Raw genomic sequence first — 18,556 nt, 5'->3', positions numbered from 1 at the left:
CCTCACTTTGATAAATGTATATTAGGAACTATACAGCGCTATTGTGAAATTAATGTGTTTTCCACAAGTATTTCTTTTCATGTCAGAGACAAGCTTTATTAAATACAAAAGCCGGCATGAAGCCGACTTTTTAACATCATTTAATCTGCACATGTTCTTCTTTGATCCATTTGTTTCCACCTATATCGACATATCCATCTTGACGATTCCAAATACGATAAGGGACCTTCCCATCGACCGCACCTGTATCATTCCCGTTTGGTCCATCGTACGTTCTAATTTCATATCCAGGTGTATATTTTGAATATGCATAAAACCATTGTACATTAAAATGCTCTAACTTAGCCCATTGTTGTTCACTACCTAAACAAATCATATCTTTTTCGCCACCTCCCCAATAACCTTTATAGATTAAATATGGGATTTTTTTCGTAACCCTTCCTGTAAACTGTGGATTCGCAGGATTTTCATATAAATTAATGCCGTATCCATCATCATATTTTGAAACTGCAATACCAATTCCATTTGGTTGCTTACTATCTCCAATACTAGATTGATTTGTTTGATTTGAACCTATAAACCAAGAAAGACCTTTATTCCCCATTAATTGATTCAAATCACATTTTCCAATACCAGGAACATTTCCTGAATCAGTATATTGCCAAATATCACAAGGATATGCTGGTTTATTCCCTCCGTAACGAGGAATCCAAATAAAATCAGCATCAATATTGCGAGCTCCAAATGATACATAAGTGTGATGTCCTACATATAAACCAATTTTTTTTGCACCTAATCGGCGTAATTCATCAATAAATGCTTGAGTCCCGCCTTCCATATCTACCATTGTTTGAACTTCTACATCTGCCACCCAAAATTTAGCGGTTTTATCACCACGATTCCAAAAATCTTGCGCTTCTTTTTTTGCATCTGAAATAGATATAAAACGGCAAAATGCATAATTCCCAAATGGAATACTACGTTTCTTCATTTCTTTCACATAACTTTGATACATAAAATCGGCCGTATTTGAACCATCTTGAACTCTAGCAATAACTAAATCTAGCTGAGACGCTGCAATATCCCAATTAATATTTCCATTCCATTTCGAAATATCTACAATATAACCCATTACTAATCAACTCCTTTTTATTATCTTATTCAAAGCTTGTATTATTGCTAGACCCATATGCCTAATAGCAAGCTTCTATAAGACAAATAAATATATTTTCATCATTTTTTAAAACTAAATAATTTCTTTTTATCCATAATAAACAAGTTCTTCTTTTTTGCATTTGTAAACGATAGACTTGCGTTTATTTCATACTAAATATTGGGATGAAATTACAAATAATGTGCATACTATATATAAGCAATTTTTGCTTATACTCATGAATGAGCTCCAAGATTTTTCAATCTCCCTGTAAAAAGGCAGCTAAAAAAAGCTGCCTTTTTACAATTTATTATATAGAGACAAGTTAATTAGCGCTTATTCCCTCGTATTAGTCTGTTTTAAAGCTTTTTATAAACATGATATATATTTTTTTACAACACTATTTTGATACGTACTAGAAATTACATCAACTCATACAGTATATGTAATAATCAACTACAATAAAAATTACATATTATATTAATATGTCTTCCTAATTAAAAGGAAATAAACATATAACCTCTGTTATGTAAGGAGTTTATTTAATGAAAAAAATCCCTATCGTATTCAAAGTTCCCCCGAATTCAAAGCTAAAAGTTACATTCTACGGCCCTTGTAACGAAGTAATTACAAATGTATCTTTAATTAATCAACTACTCACCCCTACCTGCCAAACTGTATCTCAATATCCAGACTTTAAGAAATATGTAACTGAAGTCCGATCATTATTAAATTGTTAATCGTATAATTTTATGATTTATCATTTCGAACGGTACGATAACAAAATAGTAAAAAGAGCCGCATCTTTCAAAAGAAACGGCTCTTTTTCATTTCACAAAAACATGACTTCATTAAAAAACTAAAATAATTCATTAATTGATATTCTATTGATATTTTGTTGATATTTTTCACATATTAATGAAATGAGCATATATTATCGTATGGAGATTCTCCACTCATAAAACCTATCTTTTTTTGAGCATACTTTGTTTGTATGCTCCTTTTTTATTCTTTACTTAACAGATTATCCTGTTAACATTTCCAAATATCCATCTGAACAAACATTGAATATTCCAAAAAATTTCTTATTATGCGCTATGAATATAAGTTTAATAGTTTATCTGTAGCTACATTTTCAGCATCACTTAAATCGACAAAATAATGAAGTTGCCACAATTGACTCTTCTTAGCTTGATTACTAGTAGGTTTATCCCAAATAGGGTAAACCCTCATAGCCATTTTTCCTTTTTGATTTTGAGTTTTTAATATTTTTTCTTTTAGAAGAATCTCTTTTGGAAAAATAAATTGTCCTAGTTTATTATCCGCTATACAAGTGATAACTAAAAGGTTAGGAGCCGAATCATAAAAAAATGCCTGATTGCTCATGGAGGCATTCTTCTCCCAAAAAGAAACAAATTGTCCAATCTTATTAGGCGTAATTTTTGATACCCTAAATCGGATGCTTCTATTATTTAGCTGGAATACCCCTCCTGCATATTCTGAATTTTGCTTTTCTTCTTTTCGTTTAGTAATTAATAGATTATTAGGTTTGTAAATCATTTCATCTAGTTTTTCAATTATATTACTAAAATTTGTCATGTAAACGCACCTTTTTATTTTCCAGTATACCAAGAACGTTCGTTCTTGTATATTAAACTTAAACAAATGTTGGCTTTGAATAGTCTTTCAAAGATTATTTTATCTACTCCATCCATAACTTCAAATTTACTTTTATAGTATTTATTACATTACTCTTCCAATTCCTTGTATTTTTCATTATTATATTAATATATTAATAAAAAACGAGGTACATATTACATGAATCCATCCAAAATTGACTTCGGCTCCATAGAGCAACCTTTATTCCTATTAATTTTATATCTTATCGCAATTCTTTTAACACTCGGCATTACATTTAGTATATGTCATTCCCTTTTACTAAATTTAAATGCACCGAGATGGCTAGCAAAACTGTTAGCTATCGTATTAACTCTAGGTGTTGCTTATCAAGTATTTATGAATTTATTCTAATACAAAACTTTCTAATTGCCTGCAGATAAAAGGCCCTATCATAAAGTAGGGCCTTACAAAAAAGATAGTCAGTAAATAGTCTTTTATTCTATTTATTTAATTGGAGATGGGAATCTCGCAGCTTCAAAATACGTACTAATGAAACCTGGATTTTTTCGGGAAATAAATCCATCTACATTACTCTCAGCAAAAATTCCAACTATATCTCTTGCCTCTAATTGAAGTATAGTAGAAACACTTACGACATTACCGAAATTTATTGGACCAAAAAGTCGTTATCTATAGCAATTTCTGAATTTCCATTCACCCGAACTTCTACACGCGCTCTATAATTTAAATTTGTATCGTTCAGAAAGAAACCAATCGTCCCAATTACGGAACAAACTCCTCTAGTCTTCGGAGTAAAATTTGATGTTGCTGGGTTATATTCGTTCGCTAAATCAAAATGTTACTGCAAATACTTTAACAGAAGTATTTGCAGTAACATTTTGATTTGCTGTACTAACAGCTCTAAACTCAGATAGCTTATTCTCCTTATGATCGCAAGAGCAGTCATCACATTTTTCACCGCACTTATTATAGTCGCTTCTTTTTTTACAACAATTATAATGCTTCTTTTCATTCCCATTACAATTGTAGTAGTAAGTCATAAAAATCGCTCGTTTCTAAGATACTACTGCATACCATGTATGCTAGACTTCGAAAGTTTGGACAAGTTGTTGCTGTTACAAAAATAAAAAGGCAGAGCGCTCATTTAAAATGTTGCTTATTTCATTAGTACTAAACAGTATGTTTCACCAACTCGGATTTTCAGGGGAAAATGCCTCCTCCACGCAATATTATTATTAAATAAATTATTTCGTCCAATGAGATATGCAATATTTCATATTTTATTATTCCAATATCCCTTTATTATCGTTAAGATGTAAACAACCTCTTAAAATCCCTTTAAAATCAACACTTCTTCTATGACAAATACTTTTCCACCCTTTACAATTTCTTTTAAGCATTATATTACAATATTATTATTGTGAATTATTGACCTATACAAACGTATAATTTTTGTGTATTCTATGGACAAGGAGTAAGGTAAGAGTTACTCTTTGCCATTTTAGGAAGGGTCCTGTTGGAGACAACAGGGCTTTTTTCATGAACTAAATCGGTAAGATCCCCTTACCAGTAAGCTTTCTTTACCTAAACATCATGCATTTCTTTTTGCATACACCGCTACTCTTCTTCGACTGTTTCGTTTACAATCATCAGACACTATTTAACAGTACATAGTTCATTTATCCAGCGCTTTCAAAACAGCTTGTACACCGTTAAAATACTTCATGCACTACAAATAAATTATCCGTTCTTGTACAGGGTGAGTATAAATTTTGGAATGTCCTGATATTAAATTACTTACAAGGTTTCATACCACTTATACTTTTGGAGACGGGAATCTTGCAGCTTCAAAATGCGTACTATCTTCTACATTACTAATAACTCCAGCTACGCTACTTTGTGCAAAAATCTCGACTAAATCCCCTGCACTCAATTGAATTATGGATGAAACAGCTACAACATTAGCAAAGTTTATTGGACCAAAAAAATCATTATCTATTTCATAGACACCATTTATCAAACATTCCATGTTTCTTCACCCCTTGAATATTTTTCAAATAAAAATACATACTATTTTCAAACCGTCGTATCCACGGCTAGTACTTCTTTCTTTTGTTACAGTAGTAAGCAGGTAGGTTCATCACTTATCTGCTTTCTCTGTATATTTTTTAAAATATCGAAAACACTACCTACAAGCTGTTTGAACTAGCAGCTTCACTCTTCTTGTAATGGGAAAGCAATTTATCACAATTAGCTAACTCATTCGACTCACAGGCAGACAACCAAAATTGTTGTCTGCTTTTTGTATGGAATTTTTCATTTTGCATATACTACTTTTGAGCCTGTTTACCAACGTAAGCCATTTTGTTGTTTTGAATTCCGACTAAGCTTTTATGTTGCACAGATTATTACATCTTTGACAACACTGGTTAAAAGCGCTTTTTCTGGTTATTCGTAGTTCTAGTCCAGAATAATTTTCCTCCTATAAAGGACAGCAGGTACGACTGCTCGTCCTTTTTTATTGCCCCAAATACTTTTGTAACAATTCCAACGCTTCATTAATGCTCCCATTTAAATCATCAAGTTCAGCATCTTCTGGACAATCCTGCAAAATCACTACCGCTCGACTTATAACATCTTGTAACTTTTGGATATCGATAGAAGTTGTAATAATTCCCTCTTGTTCTTGCGGATCAGCTTTGCCGTAGCCATTGTGCATGGACATCGGGTTTTCTAGCATCTAGCTCACCTCCTTAAAAAATGCAGGATTTTCCTTTCCATTATCGAATTAGTAATGTTTGAAAAGGGGGTGTAATATGGCAGAAATTAAAGTAGGACTTACACAATTTCTAGACTTCACACTGAAAAGTAGTGCAGCTAAAACAAACTTTGTAAAAAATCTAAAATCTCAACCGGAATACCAACCAGCTTTTGATTACTGGAAACAATTACGAGACACTGTTATTAAATTTCATCAAAACGAACTACCTTTTGAATGTTTCGAAACATTAGTGCAAACGGTTGATCAGAAGAAAAAGCAAAACTACATTGATGTCATAAAACAGTACAAAAAATTCATTAAAAACAAAGACGTCTCTTGGTTCGATCCAGGTAAATCACATTGGATATCAGATGATTTAATCGTCCGCTCATCACCTGAACTCGGTTTGCTCATTAATGATGAGCCGCATCTTATCAAACTGTTTTTCAAAGGAAAAAAAGAGCGAATTGATAAATACAACATCAACTCAACGCTGACATTATTAAACGAGTCAACATTTTCAAATGAACATAACGATGTGAATTATACGGTTCTTAACATTCAAAAGAACAGAATGTATACGAATAACTCTATTAATAATGATCATTTAATAGCTCTTGAATCAGAAGCTAACCAGCTTTGTTATATATGGAATAAGATGTAAAGGGTACTATTCATCTCTTTCAATACCTTTTTCATGCATAATTTGGGCACAATTTTCACAGATCCTATCCGTTTCGTTTAATTGAAGCTCACCTTCTTGTTCCTCACAAACAATGCAGGGTGGGCGTTTTTTCTAAAATAGTTTCTTTAACCATTTCCGCATCCTAACTCACCTCCTCCGAAAGAGTGATATAATGAGCTCTTTCCACTAAATCAGCGTTAACCCCCTGGCTTTTTAACCGATGAAGAAGTTCTTCGTTTTTTAGAACATGCAAAAGAAAGCCGTTATTATATCGCTTATCTTCTTGGTATTACATGTGGAATGCGTAAAGGTGAAATCTTAGGTCTACAATGGAAAGACATTGATTTTGAGAGATGAACGTTATCTGTTAACCGTTACCTCTCTCACATTACAAAGGGATTACATGAACTAAAAACCTCTTCAGGAAAGAGATTGCTGATTTTGCCTGACATTACTTTAATGGCACTAAATGACCATCTGCAAAAAATCTCTGAGGAAAAAGAGCGATATGGTGAAGGCTATAATGACTACGATTTGGTCTGCCGTTTCAGAAGTTTGACACAGCTCTGGAAAAAGCTTATAAAGAAAAGTGAGGTTCCTGATATTCGGTTCCATGATCTGAGGTATACTCATGCAACAATTATGTTAAAGCAAGGTATACATCCGAAGATTGTGAGTGAACGATTAGGACATAAAAGAGTAGGCATCACACTGGACACCTACTCACATGTTGTACCAGGACTTCAGGAAACTGCGGTGAATCAATTTGCAAACGAATTATTCGGAAAGAAGAACTTTCGTTAGAAGTTTTCGTTTCTGGGCAAAAACACCGCCTAAATAACCCCAAATATTATAAGTGAAGAAGGAGCAACAAAACATGAGAGAAATCAAGTCTGACAAGGAATTCAAAGACATCATTGCAAGCGAGGAGCCAGTAGTTGTTAAGTTCTTTACTACATGGTGCCCGGATTGCGTGCGTATGGACAACTTTATCGGAGATGTAATGGAAGAGTTCAATAAATTTGAATGGTATTCTATTAATAAAGATGAGTTACCAAGTATTGCTGAAGAGTATCAAGTAATGGGTATCCCAAGCTTACTTGTATACCAAAATGGAGAAAAGCTAGGTCACTTACACAGTGCGAATGCAAAAACTGAAGAGCAAGTTACTGAGTTTTTAGAAGCGTACTAAGAAATGAAAAAACCTCTGGATAGTTTTCCAGAGATTTTTTATTTGTTTTCACAATGTTTTTTCGTATTTTTTATGCAAATGAACATATATTAATGCTTTTCTCCACTTCTACTCCAAGAAATTATTTTTTATATATTCTTCATTTGAAGAATTACAGACCATCATTTTGAGAAAAATATATACGAATGGCATTAATACGAATCATTTTGAACACCCCTCCTTCCCTTCCTTATGCCATATCGATCGTTAATTGTTTAACAACTTTCCACTTTGCACTTTACAACATATTTTTCCTTCACGAAACTTTGTTATCCCCTTCTTAAAAAGCTATAAAACGTCAACAATGTTTGTATAGACCCACACGAGTTTCGTTTGATACTCTATTTATAGAAAGGAATTCCTTTAAAGAAAGGTGAGTGATTAAATTGGATACTCTTTCTCATAAAGAAGCTGATAAAGGTGCTATTGTCAGCATTATGGCCTACATATTTTTATCCTCTATGAAAATCATCATCAGTTATATTACCCTCTCTAGTGCATTACGTGCTGACGGTTTGAATAACTTAACGGATATTGGTGCTTCTTTAGCTATATTAATCGGTCTCAAAATTTCTCGTAAGCCTCGTGATCCAGATCATCCATATGGGCATTCGCGTGCAGAACAAATCGCATCACTTGTTGCTTCCTTTATTATGGCAACGGTCGGATTAGAAGTTGTGATTAGTGCAATTCAATCGTTTTTCAATCCGAAACAAGCAGCACCTAATGTACTTGCTGCATGGGTGGCTTTATTTTCTGCTGTCGTTATGTACGGTGTATACAAGTATACGAAAAAGATTGCAATGCGAACAAAAAGTAAATCATTAGAGGCTGCTGCAAAAGATAATTTATCAGATGCTCTCGTAAGTATTGGTACAGTAGTAGGTATTGTCGGAGCACAGTTCCAAATGCCTATTTTGGACCCTATTGCTGCTTTACTTGTCGGTCTTATTATTTGTAAGACTGCATGGGAAATTTTCGTAGAAGCTTCCCATATGCTAACGGATGGTATTGATCCTGATAAAATGGATGAATATGCTGATGCTGTAGGACATATTTCAGGTGTAGAACATATTGTAGATATTCGCGCTCGTATGTATGGGAATCAAACGTATGTAGATATTACAATTGAAGTAGATGCTCGAATGGATGTTAGCGAAAGCCATTGTATTACTGACAATATTGAAGATATGCTTCGAAAGAAATTCGGAATTTACCATGCTCATATTCATGTGGAGCCCATGCAAAAAGAACCTATTTTGACATAGGTTCTTTTTTAATGAACGCCTTATGAAATATAACACATAAAACGAGCCAGCTACCGCCCGCTGCCCATCCGGCTAATATGTCAGATGGATAGTGCACGCCAAGATAAATTCGGCTAACTGAAATAGATAATACAACGAAGCTTGCTATAAAAATAATCAGCAACTTTTTATGCAATGAAATACGATCTTCTGTAATTGTGACGTATGCAATAAATCCTAAAAAAGCAGTAGCGTTCATCGTATGACCGCTCGGAAAGCTATATCCAGTTGCTGTAACAAGCTGCGTCACATCAGGTCTTGCTCGTTCGTACCATAGTTTGAGCATACTGTTCAAATAACGTGATCCGTAATAATTAATTGTTAGAAGTAATGCACTTAATATTTTTTTTCTAAGGAGAAAATACATTACAAGTATAATGAGTAACGGGAAATATATTCTTTTTGAACCGATAAAGGACACCCAAGTAAAATAGGTTGTCAAATACTCGTTTCGGAAACTTTGAATAAAGTGTGCGACTACATTATCAAATTTTTCAATACAAGCGGTATGATACGAAAGTGATAGTGCGACAAAACAAATGAGTAGTGTACAACTTAACAAGTATAAATGTCGGTATCGTTTCACATACATAACCTCACTATGCAAAAAAATGGAGCGGTTGTTTTAGTTTTCCTCTCCATTTCTTTTTTATGCATAGTTTATTAAAAAATATTATTGTTAATTTTTTGCTGCATCGTTGGAATATCTTCGCTTGTTACTGTAAAGCGAATAACCTTCTCATCAAGATCAAGCGCTTCTGCGAATAAACCAGCCAAGCCACGTGATTTTCTATCTACTTCCATAATAATTTCTAATCGATCGTGGGCACTTGGCAAAAATAATAATTCTAATTCATCTAATTTCCCATAATATTCTCCGGAAACTGGAATAAACTCAAATTCTTGCGCGAATGGAACTTGCTTACGTAATCGATACGGTAATTCTTCGCATTCTATATGACGCGCTTTAAAACCTAATTGATTTACACTATTTAATACACTGTTCAATAGCGCATTCGGCAATACTTGAATATAATCACGGTCACTTGGATCAATACTACGTTTAATATCAAGACCTGTATGAACCCAAACCGTTTTCATTCCAAGTGTTAGTGGTGCTTCAATCGGCATTAAAAACGAAAATGGAATTTCCACTTTTTCATTTGGCTCTACAGAAAATGGATCTGTTAAACGAACTCGCTCTAAATCATACGATGCAGTTACTTTTTTATCATCTACTTCTCTTACATATGACGTCGACAACGTTAAGTAAATGCTTTCAATTTCTTGGCTAACTGAACCTCCAGTTATATGAACCTTCCCTACTATTTCTTCTCCAACTATATACTCATCTTTTTCAAGAACAGTATCTACTTTTGCACTTCCAATTCCAACGCTTGCTAAAAACTTTTGAAACATGGGGTCTCCATCCTTTCTAAAGCGTAAGCTACATCTTTTTTCAAATCTTGTACATTTTCATAGTATGGCGCTTTCATTTGTAACATTCGCATTAGCATGTCGCGATTATATTCTTCCAGCACTAACTCTTCATACCAAGGTTTTTCCTTTTTTTCAGTCGATTCATAACCAGCATACAATAAAAATAATACGAAATGACCGAGCGCATAAAAGTCGCTACGAAAGTGAACTTCTCGCATCAAAGCTTGTTCACCTTCATAAGTTATAGCTCGCTCATCACCCTCACCTTTCAATTTAGCCAATCCAAAATCAATAATACTAATCTGATGTTCTTTCATTAATATGTTTGGAATACGTAAATCTCGGTGAATGATACCTTTACTATGAAAATACGAAACAATTCCTAGTACTTCATATAAAATTTCAAAAACTTCACGTTCATCATATACTTGCCCATCTAAGAAAATATAATCTTCAAAATTTTCTCCTGGCATATACTCCATCACAAAAAAGTTCTTTTTCTCCCATATGAAATGATCATGTAGCTTAGGAATTGACGCATGATTTAATGTTTGTAAAATCACTTTCTCTTGCTCAAATGATTTTCTACCAGACTCATATCTTTGTTTACTTTGCCTTAATTGTTTTAAGACTTTATATCTATTTATTTGTAAATCATTAACGACATATGTAATCCCATAACTGCCCATTCCAATTACTGATTCAATCTTATAACACTCTGCAACGATTGTATTTTTTCGCAGTGGTCTATCAAATAAAGCTAGTATACGAGGCCATTTCATCAGCTACTTGAAAAGAAGCTACGGCTTTTACGTTTTCTTTTATAATGCTGATGCCCATAACCAGATGAACGTCGTTTATAGTCGCTACTTGAATAAGAGCGCCCTCTATGGCGATAATCACTACTTGAATACGAACGATGTTTTTTCTTTCCTAGTAAAGAATCAATAATTTTTTTGAACATCCCTTCACCTCTTGTATAAAATTTTCTTTTAATTATACCAACAATTCTTGTCTATATTTGTGACAAGTTTGTAAAGAGTAAAAAACGACGAGTTAAGCCCGCCGTTACTTTCAATCTTCCTCTTCATCAAAAACTTCATCAATCATGCATTTCTCTAATAAATACTCAAATGTAATATCTGCCAGGTCCTCAATTTCTTCTCTTTTTGGAACGTACCCTCTTTCAATTAGTCGCTCATAAAAAAACTCCGCAATCTCTTCCGTGTCAATTACGACTTCAATTTCCTTCATGAGCATCACTCCTTTATTTCTGTTTTATGAAAAAATCTCAAAATTATGTATATGAGATTAGAAAAATAGTTTTTCTTTTTTTATAAGTCATATCATGTAGGCAAAGGGCATACGATGTTAGTACAAGCTATCCAAAGGGGGAAATAATAATGGAATACCAATACGAAGTAGAGCAAACAAAAGAAGAGTTCATGCATGAAGATCAATGGGCAGACTCTCTTATTAAATGGCTTTTTATTTTTTTAATAATTGTAGGCATACCTTATACTGCATATGTTGTTGTTCAATTTATTCTCTCTTTCTAGTTAACTATTTTTTCTCTGTCAATTTAACTAAATAATTTTGAACAACATCCATAACAATTTTATATTCTTCATCTTTAAATGTATCGAATAATAAATGATAATCATTATAAATATCTAATAACCCATCAATAATTTCTTGGCGATTCGTCTTTACACTTACTTTTTTCGAATTGTTAATTGACTTCAATTTTCCTAAATCCAATTTATTCATACCAGCTTTATCTTGTTTCATTTTCTTCAAAATTGCATTTGCCGTTTGTGCATTGGCAAGTAATGTTAAATCAGATTCATCAGCTTCTAACCATTCACCATCAGTAATTCGTGACAATTCATATATAGTATCTTCCCATGCATCATTTTTATATCTCCATACTTCTGTACGAAAACCAACAATACGAAAAACATCTTTATCATATCCAGTTACTTGCACGAGATCACCAAACGTAAAGTTATAATTTAATTCAATCCACTCTGTGTCACCCTTTTTCATTTCTTGCTCTGTAACATGCTGCAAAGTTTGTTCTACATAAAATCCATCGTGATTATTTACTTCGTATACGTAAACTCCATCTAAAATTTTCATATTTGTAATTTTCCCAACGGTTCCATATAGCGTAATCACGACTATGTCCCCTACGTTATATTTAGGTTGTTTTTTCCTTGCCATCTATATCTCTCCTTTTTTAAACGTCGTGATTTTGATAACAGTATATGCAACCTACATAAAAACGCTTATCACAGAAGCTTATATTCATAAATTTTTTCAATAAAAAAGTAGAATTTGTATATAACTCAAAAAAGCTAGTAGTTAAACTAGCTTTCATTTTCCTAAAACTTCATATCGTTATCTCTCTTGTATATATAAAGCCCATGCATCATCAAATATAGACATACTTTCTAGCATTCCACTTAACTCTAAGTATGAACTAATTACATCATAGTCTTCAGATTGCTTCGGAAAACTTAAATCATCATACATCGCCTCTGCTAAATCTGATATTTCATTTTTAAATAAAGCTGCACGGTGCTTCATCATATAATGGTAAAATGTCTTTTTCAAAAATATTCCCTACCTTTCTAACTTGGGTACATTATACAAGGCGAAAAAGAAAAAAACCAGCATAAAAGCTGGTTAAAAGTCGAAATAATTCCTTTTTAATAAACGTGGTCTTCCCATCAACTCTTCGAATGTTAGTTGTTTTGGCAAATCTTTCGTATAAATTAAAAACAACTGATCTTCAATTTCTTTTACAGTATGGTCTGCTTGATAGTCCATTCCACATGAGGAACAAGTAATACATGGTGTCTCTTGGATTTCAATGGCTTTCGTACCATCTGGTAATTCCCAATATACAGTATTCAAGCTTTCTTTCGCTTCTGTACTGTCACACCACATACAATTCATACTACGTCACCCTCATTTTTTTTGTCGTCATCTAACTTTGCCATTTGTGCTTGATATTTTTTATCTTTTAATTGATCACGCTTATCACGTTTATCTTTTAAAGAAGCATGCGTTTCATTGACTTCATAATCTTTACGGCGATTCATACGTTGTAAATCATCTGGAACAAGATTAAATTTCCTATCACTCATCAATCCTGCAACACCGATATCAGAACGTTTCTCTTCATAAGTCGGATAAATTTCTTTAAAGTAGCCTTCTGCTCTTCCTGGGATATAGTTTTCTGGTTCTGGATACGTTGTAATAACCCCTTCAAAGTTACGAAGAACAACTTTATCCGCACTTTGTGAAATTAAATAGTTTGGCTGAAGCGCAATTTTTCCGCCTCCACCCGGTGCATCGACAACGAAAGTTGGTACTGCATAACCAGACGTATGTCCACGTAAGCCTTCAATAATTTCTAATCCTTTAGAAACTGGTGCACGGAAATGACCGATACCTTCTGATAAATCACATTGGTAAATATAATATGGACGAACACGAATTTTCACTAAATCATGCATAAGTTTTTTCATAATTGGAACGCTGTCATTAATTCCAGCTAAAATTACAGCTTGGTTTCCAATTGGAACACCTGCATTTGCAAGCATTTCACATGCTAGTTTCGATTCTTCTGTAATCTCAATAGAAGTATTAAAATGCGTATTTAACCATACTGGATGGTATTTTTTAATTATGTTACACAGATTTTCTGTAATACGCTGTGGGAATACAACTGGTGCTCTCGTTCCGATACGAATAATCTCAACATGCGGGATTGCTCGTAAATTCTTTAATACATATTCTAAAATTTTATCATTAATTAGAAGTCCATCACCGCCAGAAATTAAAACGTCACGTACTTGTGGTGTTTCACTAATATAAGCAATCGCATCATCTAATTGCTTTTTCGGTACGCCCATTCCAATTTGTCCACTAAAACGACGACGTGTACAGTAACGACAATACATAGAACATTGATTCGTTACTAAAAATAGTACGCGGTCTGGATAGCGATGCGTTAATCCTGGAACTGGTGAATCTTCATCTTCATGAAGCGGATCTTCTAAATCATATTTTGTTTTATATAACTCTTCCGAAATCGGTACTGATTGCATCCGAATCGGACAGCGTGGGTCATCAGGATTCATTAGCCAAGCATAGTACGGTGTAATGTTTAACGGGATCGTTTTCGTTGAAATTTTAACACCTTCTTCTTCTTCAGGTGTTAAGTTAATTATTTTCTTTAAATCATCTAAAGTTTTGATCGTATTCGTTAATTGCCAAACCCAGTCATTCCATTGTTCTTCTGTAACATCTTTCCATAATTCAATATCCTTCCAGTGACGATTTGGTTTGTATACATCATGTAACATTGCTATTCCCCCTTTTTATACGCTCATCCTTTATATAAGCAATAATTATGCCAACTTCATATTCTTGATAAGTAAATGCGAGAAATACCCTATTATATAAGAGAATAAATATTTTTAAGTGCTGTACTAAAACGATATTTACTATCATATTCATTACTTGTTATATATGTAAACGCTCTTTTATTGGTGCAAACACACAAAAACCGCCGATTATTCGGCGGTTTTGTCGTACTTGCTCAGTTTATATTGAAGCGTTTGACGCGGAATACCTAACATTTTTGCTGCTTGCAAAATATTCCCTTCCGTTTCAATTAACGCTTGATCTATTAATTCCTTTTCCGTTTGATGAAGAGCTTCCCTAAGCGGTAATATACTTTTCTTCTTCGGAAGTTTCTCTTTCCGAAATGTTCGTGGTAAGCAATTTGCTGTTAACGAATTCCCTTCCGTAATAATGACAGCATGTTCAATCGTATGTTTTAACTCACGAACATTTCCAGGCCATTGATAAGCTTGTAATCTTTCTTTCGCTTCCTTATCAATTTGAAGTACACCTTTTTTATAACTTTTATTATATTCTTTCAAAAAGTAAGACGCTAATAACAGTACATCCTCAGTTCTTTCGCGAAGCGGCGGAATATATAATGAAAACACATTTAATCGATAGTATAAATCAGTGCGAATTTTATTTTCTCTTAAACATACTTCTGGAGGCTGATTCATTGCAGTAATAACGCGAACATCTACTTTTCTCGTCTTATTATCACCAATGCGACGAATAACTCCATCTTCTAATACACGTAGCATCTTCGCTTGTAAATCGAGTGGCATTGAATTCAGTTCATCTAAAAATAATGTTCCTCCATCTACAAGTTCAAATAACCCTGCTCGTTCAATTGCCCCTGTATAGCTTCCTTTTGTAGTTCCAAACAATAAACTTTCTAATAGCGACTCTGGCAAAGCTGCGCAGTTTTGTGCAATAAATGGCTTATTTTTCCGTTTAGAAGCTTCATGAATTGCTTGCACAAATAGCTCTTTCCCTGTTCCTGTTTCACCATATATTAAAACATTTGCATCAGTTGGGGCTACTTTTTGAGCTAACTCTTTCGTCTGTTTAAACCGAGCATCATTAGTTACTATCGTCTCAAACGCAACATGCTTTTTTATCGCTTTTTTGCCAGATGATCGCTTTATTTTTGACTGTAAATCGACTATTGTATCAGTAAGTTTTTGAATTGTAGAATAGTCCTTTGCAATTTCAACAGCACCAGCAATATTTCCATCTATAAAAATAGGTAACGTCGTATTTACCGTACAAACATCTTCTCCATTTAAATTTTGATAATGCTGCACTTGATGTACAATTGGTTTTTTTGTATCTAACACCTTCATCAATGTACTCGTGTCCCTAGATAAAGAAGGGAACGCTTCTAACAAATGCTTTCCTAACACTTTTTCAATTTTGGATCCATCATGTTTTGCTGCAACGGTATTGTAAAAAATTGTAATGCCATTTTCATCTACTGCGTGTATAGCCTCATCAATACTGCCCAAAATCGCTTCAATGACTTCTTGTGTCGAAACTGCTAGCAATATCATCCCCCCTTTTGCCGAAAATCTGGCAAATGCATGCCGGATTTTTGGCATCCCTCTTTGCGATTATAAGCATGGCGATTCCGTTCTATTATTTTGATGAAATTTGTATATATTTCTATCGCTTATTTATGGTTAAGTGAAACTTTAATCAGTGGGGCTTTATTCATCCCCACTGATTATTATCCCGACTCCCACCTAACTGCTTTGCTTTACAGCTGAATTTTGAGGCGGGAGTCTTACTACTTTCGAATAGCTTGATAAATCTTTCACCCATATATTCATATCTTCCAACTTATCAAAAATGTAGCAATTATTCGCGAGCCTTCCCGTATATGTATAGCCTAATTGATGAAAGGCTGCATTCATACCGAAAGATAGCGAACGAGCAATTGTATAGGAACAAAAAATAGATCTTTCTTTAAGTTCTTCCTCTAACTTAATTAGCAAACTTTTCATAAAACCATGTTTTCGATATTCAGGTAATGTAGCACAATTCGTTAATTCTGCATTACCCTCTTTCACGTTCATTTCAGCAGATGCTGTACTAATAATTTTCCCTTTGAATTCATAAACATAGTAAATTGTATCGTCTTCCTTCATCGTCTGTTTTACATAATTCGATTCATTTAAAGGTGTCGGATAAACTTCAAATACTTTCCCAAAGACAATTGCTAATTCTTCCGCGTCCTCTTCTGTCGCTTTTCTTAATACAAACTCCTCTGGGACTATTTTTTCTTTCACTTCTTTTGCTTTTACACCACTTAAAATGCTATCTTCCTCATTCCAATGAATACTATTTCGTCTTTCATTGGAATGATATTTCACGAAGAAGTACGCATCGTGTCCTTGAAAATAATGAGGTATCGTTGCTTCCAATAAGAAACCGAAAGAGAGCCATGTTGAAACATGCTCTCCCTTTCCTTTAATAATACATTTAGTGAAAGAATGTTTCTCTGCTAATTCATCGATTGTTTGTATAATACGTTCAACATTTCCTGTATAGTGATCAACTCTAACACGTTTATTAAAATAGTCTAATACCCCTTCTACTGTGTAATGCTTTGTCTGTTCACTAAAAGATTCATAGTATTTCATTTCTTCACCTCACACCAATCTAGTAATGTACATGCAATTATTTTTGCGGCAGCAATCATTTTATCAACTTCTATATATTCATTTGGATAATGTGCTACTTTCGTCTCTCCTGGACCAAATACTATCGTGGGTACGTTAGCGATTTGGGTGAACAAACCTCCATCTGTTCCCCATGGCGAAGCTTCTATAATCGGTTCGTTCCCTTCGATTTCAACAAAGTTATGTTGAAGCGTTGTAATAAGTGGATGATTTTCTTCTAGTTCACCAGGAACCCATCTCGCTCCAAACCATTCTACTTCTACAGGATTTTTTACAAACCAACTATCCACATCTTTTAATTCACCAATCCAGCCTTCAAACTCTTCTTTTGCTGCCTCTATAGTCTCATTCGGCGCAATACCACATCTTCCTTCTAAAATTAATGAATCGGGAACAGAACTTGGCCAGCTTCCCCCTTCAATTTTCCCAACGTTAATTGGAATTGGAATCGGAATCCCCTTAAATAACGGATCTGTAATTCGACCATTTCTCTTCTCTTCTAATTTTCTCAAATGATCTACAACAAACATACTTTTTTCTATTGCACTTACTCCTTCATAACGTGTACCACCGTGTGCTGCTTTGCCTTTTATATGTAGACGAAACCACATTGACCCTTGTTGTTTCGGAAAAAACTTCATATTCGTCGGCTCAGGGATAATAACGCCATCTGCCTTATATCCTCGTAAAATAGCTGCTAATGTTCCTGCCCCACCGCTTTCTTCTTCTATTACACTTTGAAAATGGATATCACCTTTTAGTTCAATACCAGATTCAATAATCGCTTCCATCGCAAGCATAAGTGAGACATTGCCGCCTTTCATATCTGTTGTTCCACGTCCATATATGCGGTTTCCTATTTTCTCTCCACTATACGGATGATGGTCCCACTGATTTACGTCCCCTTCTGGCACGACATCAATATGCCCATTTAAAATCATAGATTTCCCTTCGCCACTTCCTTTTAAAGTTGCTACAATGTTCGGGCTATCTGTAAAGCTTGTACGAGGTGATACGAAATAAGGGTGATCTTTCATTTCATTAAAAGCAGGCTCCCAAATATCGAGGTCTAGACCTAACTCACGCAACTTTTCAATAACAATTGCCTGCGCACCGCTTTCATCACCAGATACGCTCTTTTCTTGAATTAATCGTGTTAAAAATTTTACACTCTCTTCTTCATGACTCTCAATATAATCACAAACTTGTTTTTTTAATTGCTCCATATATTA

Annotated in this window: 23 protein-coding genes and 2 pseudogenes; 8 read left to right on the top strand and 17 right to left on the bottom strand. The window is 34.1% G+C overall.

Annotated features, from left to right (window positions below; genetic code table 11):
• Positions 1 to 136: 136 nt before the first annotated feature.
• Positions 137 to 1,132 (bottom strand): glycoside hydrolase family 25 protein, encoded by a 996-nt coding sequence (locus BWGOE10_RS11065; RefSeq protein ID WP_070142496.1) that lies wholly within the window; start codon positions 1,130 to 1,132, stop codon positions 137 to 139.
• Positions 1,133 to 1,698: 566 nt separating this feature from the next.
• On the opposite strand from BWGOE10_RS11065, the gene BWGOE10_RS29825 reads away from it, so the two are divergent.
• A complete protein-coding gene (locus tag BWGOE10_RS29825) occupies positions 1,699 to 1,893 on the top strand; it encodes a hypothetical protein (protein ID WP_081338112.1) in 195 nt (64 codons plus the stop codon).
• Positions 1,894 to 2,248: 355 nt separating this feature from the next.
• Here BWGOE10_RS29825 and BWGOE10_RS11060 read toward each other — a convergent pair whose 3' ends face one another.
• The gene (locus BWGOE10_RS11060; RefSeq protein WP_070142494.1) at positions 2,249 to 2,752 is read right to left on the bottom strand and encodes a MepB family protein; all 504 of its coding nucleotides are present in this window, start codon (positions 2,750 to 2,752) and stop codon (positions 2,249 to 2,251) included.
• A 219-nt stretch (positions 2,753 to 2,971) separates the two neighbouring features.
• Here BWGOE10_RS11060 and BWGOE10_RS11055 point away from each other — a divergent pair, with 219 nt between their 5' ends.
• Complete coding sequence (locus BWGOE10_RS11055; RefSeq protein ID WP_070142492.1) at positions 2,972 to 3,184, top strand: hypothetical protein; 213 nt, start codon at positions 2,972 to 2,974, stop codon at positions 3,182 to 3,184.
• A 92-nt stretch (positions 3,185 to 3,276) separates the two neighbouring features.
• On the opposite strand, the pseudogene BWGOE10_RS29820 reads toward BWGOE10_RS11055, so the two are convergent.
• The 3 genes and pseudogenes from BWGOE10_RS29820 to BWGOE10_RS11045 all read right to left on the bottom strand — a co-directional run bounded on the left by BWGOE10_RS29820 (position 3,277) and on the right by BWGOE10_RS11045 (position 5,534).
• Positions 3,277 to 3,834: pseudogene (locus BWGOE10_RS29820) on the bottom strand (ABC transporter permease).
• 776 nt (positions 3,835 to 4,610) lie between these two features.
• A pseudogene (locus BWGOE10_RS11050) lies at positions 4,611 to 4,796 on the bottom strand (hypothetical protein); the annotation flags it as partial.
• Positions 4,797 to 5,312: 516 nt separating this feature from the next.
• Entirely contained in the window at positions 5,313 to 5,534 is a 222-nt protein-coding gene (locus BWGOE10_RS11045) for a hypothetical protein (RefSeq protein ID WP_070142490.1), read from the bottom strand.
• Between the two features lie 76 nt (positions 5,535 to 5,610).
• On the opposite strand from BWGOE10_RS11045, the gene BWGOE10_RS11040 reads away from it, so the two are divergent.
• The 5 genes from BWGOE10_RS11040 to BWGOE10_RS11025 all read left to right on the top strand — a co-directional run bounded on the left by BWGOE10_RS11040 (position 5,611) and on the right by BWGOE10_RS11025 (position 8,739).
• Entirely contained in the window at positions 5,611 to 6,219 is a 609-nt protein-coding gene (locus BWGOE10_RS11040; protein ID WP_002012636.1) for a hypothetical protein, read from the top strand.
• A gap of 291 nt (positions 6,220 to 6,510) precedes the next feature.
• Complete coding sequence (locus tag BWGOE10_RS33345) at positions 6,511 to 6,597, top strand: hypothetical protein (RefSeq protein WP_236735962.1); 87 nt, start codon at positions 6,511 to 6,513, stop codon at positions 6,595 to 6,597.
• Positions 6,598 to 6,699: 102 nt separating this feature from the next.
• Complete coding sequence (locus tag BWGOE10_RS29815) at positions 6,700 to 7,044, top strand: tyrosine-type recombinase/integrase (RefSeq protein WP_236735961.1); 345 nt, start codon at positions 6,700 to 6,702, stop codon at positions 7,042 to 7,044.
• Between the two features lie 73 nt (positions 7,045 to 7,117).
• On the top strand, positions 7,118 to 7,432 hold the full coding sequence (locus BWGOE10_RS11030) for a thioredoxin family protein (RefSeq protein WP_025150916.1): 315 nt from the start codon (positions 7,118 to 7,120) through the stop codon (positions 7,430 to 7,432).
• Positions 7,433 to 7,857: 425 nt separating this feature from the next.
• Positions 7,858 to 8,739 (top strand): cation diffusion facilitator family transporter, encoded by an 882-nt coding sequence (locus tag BWGOE10_RS11025; protein ID WP_070142486.1) that lies wholly within the window; start codon positions 7,858 to 7,860, stop codon positions 8,737 to 8,739.
• Here the strand turns inward: BWGOE10_RS11025 and BWGOE10_RS11020 are convergent.
• The 5 genes from BWGOE10_RS11020 to BWGOE10_RS11000 form a co-directional block, all read right to left on the bottom strand.
• Positions 8,726 to 9,364: a phosphatase PAP2 family protein gene (locus BWGOE10_RS11020; RefSeq protein WP_070142484.1), complete on the bottom strand. Its 639-nt coding sequence runs from the start codon at positions 9,362 to 9,364 to the stop codon at positions 8,726 to 8,728. The genes BWGOE10_RS11025 and BWGOE10_RS11020 overlap by 14 nt on opposite strands.
• A 77-nt stretch (positions 9,365 to 9,441) precedes the next feature.
• On the bottom strand, positions 9,442 to 10,197 hold the full coding sequence (locus BWGOE10_RS11015) for a sporulation protein (protein WP_070142482.1): 756 nt from the start codon (positions 10,195 to 10,197) through the stop codon (positions 9,442 to 9,444).
• Positions 10,179 to 11,000, bottom strand: coding sequence for a serine/threonine protein kinase (locus tag BWGOE10_RS11010; protein WP_070142480.1), 822 nt, complete (start codon positions 10,998 to 11,000; stop codon positions 10,179 to 10,181). The genes BWGOE10_RS11015 and BWGOE10_RS11010 overlap by 19 nt, the downstream gene beginning before the upstream one ends.
• Positions 11,000 to 11,182, bottom strand: coding sequence for a hypothetical protein (locus tag BWGOE10_RS11005; protein ID WP_000473368.1), 183 nt, complete (start codon positions 11,180 to 11,182; stop codon positions 11,000 to 11,002). The genes BWGOE10_RS11010 and BWGOE10_RS11005 overlap by 1 nt, the downstream gene beginning before the upstream one ends.
• Positions 11,183 to 11,292: 110 nt before the next feature.
• Positions 11,293 to 11,472 (bottom strand): YozD family protein, encoded by a 180-nt coding sequence (locus tag BWGOE10_RS11000; RefSeq protein WP_002012644.1) that lies wholly within the window; start codon positions 11,470 to 11,472, stop codon positions 11,293 to 11,295.
• Between the two features lie 149 nt (positions 11,473 to 11,621).
• Here BWGOE10_RS11000 and BWGOE10_RS10995 point away from each other — a divergent pair, with 149 nt between their 5' ends.
• Positions 11,622 to 11,777, top strand: coding sequence for a DUF3930 family protein (locus tag BWGOE10_RS10995; RefSeq protein WP_002018281.1), 156 nt, complete (start codon positions 11,622 to 11,624; stop codon positions 11,775 to 11,777).
• A 4-nt stretch (positions 11,778 to 11,781) separates the two neighbouring features.
• On the opposite strand, the gene BWGOE10_RS10990 is transcribed toward BWGOE10_RS10995, so the two are convergent.
• The 7 genes from BWGOE10_RS10990 to BWGOE10_RS10960 all read right to left on the bottom strand — a co-directional run bounded on the left by BWGOE10_RS10990 (position 11,782) and on the right by BWGOE10_RS10960 (position 18,550).
• The gene (locus BWGOE10_RS10990; RefSeq protein ID WP_002119090.1) at positions 11,782 to 12,444 is read right to left on the bottom strand and encodes a hypothetical protein; all 663 of its coding nucleotides are present in this window, start codon (positions 12,442 to 12,444) and stop codon (positions 11,782 to 11,784) included.
• Between the two features lie 177 nt (positions 12,445 to 12,621).
• Complete coding sequence (locus BWGOE10_RS10985; RefSeq protein ID WP_070142478.1) at positions 12,622 to 12,837, bottom strand: YozE family protein; 216 nt, start codon at positions 12,835 to 12,837, stop codon at positions 12,622 to 12,624.
• A 72-nt stretch (positions 12,838 to 12,909) separates the two neighbouring features.
• On the bottom strand, positions 12,910 to 13,182 hold the full coding sequence (locus BWGOE10_RS10980; RefSeq protein WP_002202113.1) for a YokU family protein: 273 nt from the start codon (positions 13,180 to 13,182) through the stop codon (positions 12,910 to 12,912).
• On the bottom strand, positions 13,179 to 14,597 hold the full coding sequence (gene ablA, locus BWGOE10_RS10975) for a lysine 2,3-aminomutase (RefSeq protein WP_002148177.1): 1,419 nt from the start codon (positions 14,595 to 14,597) through the stop codon (positions 13,179 to 13,181). Before ablA ends, BWGOE10_RS10980 begins: the two co-directional genes overlap by 4 nt.
• 210 nt (positions 14,598 to 14,807) lie before the next feature.
• Positions 14,808 to 16,193 carry an arginine utilization transcriptional regulator RocR gene (gene rocR, locus BWGOE10_RS10970; RefSeq protein ID WP_098786551.1) on the bottom strand — a complete coding sequence of 462 codons (1,386 nt, stop codon included), beginning with the start codon at positions 16,191 to 16,193 and terminating at the stop codon, positions 14,808 to 14,810.
• Positions 16,194 to 16,385: 192 nt separating this feature from the next.
• Positions 16,386 to 17,285, bottom strand: coding sequence for a putative beta-lysine N-acetyltransferase (gene ablB / locus BWGOE10_RS10965; RefSeq protein ID WP_070142473.1), 900 nt, complete (start codon positions 17,283 to 17,285; stop codon positions 16,386 to 16,388).
• The gene (locus BWGOE10_RS10960; RefSeq protein ID WP_070142471.1) at positions 17,282 to 18,550 is read right to left on the bottom strand and encodes a peptidase; all 1,269 of its coding nucleotides are present in this window, start codon (positions 18,548 to 18,550) and stop codon (positions 17,282 to 17,284) included. Before BWGOE10_RS10960 ends, ablB begins: the two co-directional genes overlap by 4 nt.
• Between the last annotated feature and the right edge of the window lie 6 nt (positions 18,551 to 18,556).

It is taken from the genome of Bacillus mycoides (assembly GCF_001757995.1).
Classification (GTDB): domain Bacteria; phylum Bacillota; class Bacilli; order Bacillales; family Bacillaceae_G; genus Bacillus_A; species Bacillus_A mycoides_B.
The sequence above is the reverse complement of the archived record's forward strand: the minus strand, read 5'-3'. Positions and strand labels throughout refer to the sequence as shown.

Excerpts from the sequence above, each read along its gene's own strand:
- BWGOE10_RS29815 (WP_236735961.1), top strand. The coding sequence starts at position 6,700 with ATGGCACTAAATGACCATCTGCAAAAAATCTCTGAGGAAAAAGAGCGA.
- BWGOE10_RS11010 (WP_070142480.1), bottom strand. The coding sequence starts at position 11,000 with ATGAAATGGCCTCGTATACTAGCTTTATTTGATAGACCACTGCGAAAA.
- BWGOE10_RS10990 (WP_002119090.1), bottom strand. The coding sequence starts at position 12,444 with ATGGCAAGGAAAAAACAACCTAAATATAACGTAGGGGACATAGTCGTG.
- BWGOE10_RS11060 (WP_070142494.1), bottom strand. The coding sequence starts at position 2,752 with ATGACAAATTTTAGTAATATAATTGAAAAACTAGATGAAATGATTTAC.
- BWGOE10_RS10995 (WP_002018281.1), top strand. The coding sequence starts at position 11,622 with ATGGAATACCAATACGAAGTAGAGCAAACAAAAGAAGAGTTCATGCAT.
- BWGOE10_RS10980 (WP_002202113.1), bottom strand. The coding sequence starts at position 13,182 with ATGAATTGTATGTGGTGTGACAGTACAGAAGCGAAAGAAAGCTTGAAT.
- BWGOE10_RS11005 (WP_000473368.1), bottom strand. The coding sequence starts at position 11,182 with ATGTTCAAAAAAATTATTGATTCTTTACTAGGAAAGAAAAAACATCGT.
- ablA (WP_002148177.1), bottom strand. The coding sequence starts at position 14,597 with ATGTTACATGATGTATACAAACCAAATCGTCACTGGAAGGATATTGAA.
- BWGOE10_RS11045 (WP_070142490.1), bottom strand. The coding sequence starts at position 5,534 with ATGCTAGAAAACCCGATGTCCATGCACAATGGCTACGGCAAAGCTGAT.
- BWGOE10_RS11015 (WP_070142482.1), bottom strand. The coding sequence starts at position 10,197 with ATGTTTCAAAAGTTTTTAGCAAGCGTTGGAATTGGAAGTGCAAAAGTA.
- BWGOE10_RS11055 (WP_070142492.1), top strand. The coding sequence starts at position 2,972 with ATGAATCCATCCAAAATTGACTTCGGCTCCATAGAGCAACCTTTATTC.
- BWGOE10_RS11040 (WP_002012636.1), top strand. The coding sequence starts at position 5,611 with ATGGCAGAAATTAAAGTAGGACTTACACAATTTCTAGACTTCACACTG.
- rocR (WP_098786551.1), bottom strand. The coding sequence starts at position 16,193 with ATGATATTGCTAGCAGTTTCGACACAAGAAGTCATTGAAGCGATTTTG.
- BWGOE10_RS11000 (WP_002012644.1), bottom strand. The coding sequence starts at position 11,472 with ATGAAGGAAATTGAAGTCGTAATTGACACGGAAGAGATTGCGGAGTTT.
- BWGOE10_RS29825 (WP_081338112.1), top strand. The coding sequence starts at position 1,699 with ATGAAAAAAATCCCTATCGTATTCAAAGTTCCCCCGAATTCAAAGCTA.
- ablB (WP_070142473.1), bottom strand. The coding sequence starts at position 17,285 with ATGAAATACTATGAATCTTTTAGTGAACAGACAAAGCATTACACAGTA.
- BWGOE10_RS10960 (WP_070142471.1), bottom strand. The coding sequence starts at position 18,550 with ATGGAGCAATTAAAAAAACAAGTTTGTGATTATATTGAGAGTCATGAA.
- BWGOE10_RS11030 (WP_025150916.1), top strand. The coding sequence starts at position 7,118 with ATGAGAGAAATCAAGTCTGACAAGGAATTCAAAGACATCATTGCAAGC.
- BWGOE10_RS11065 (WP_070142496.1), bottom strand. The coding sequence starts at position 1,132 with ATGGGTTATATTGTAGATATTTCGAAATGGAATGGAAATATTAATTGG.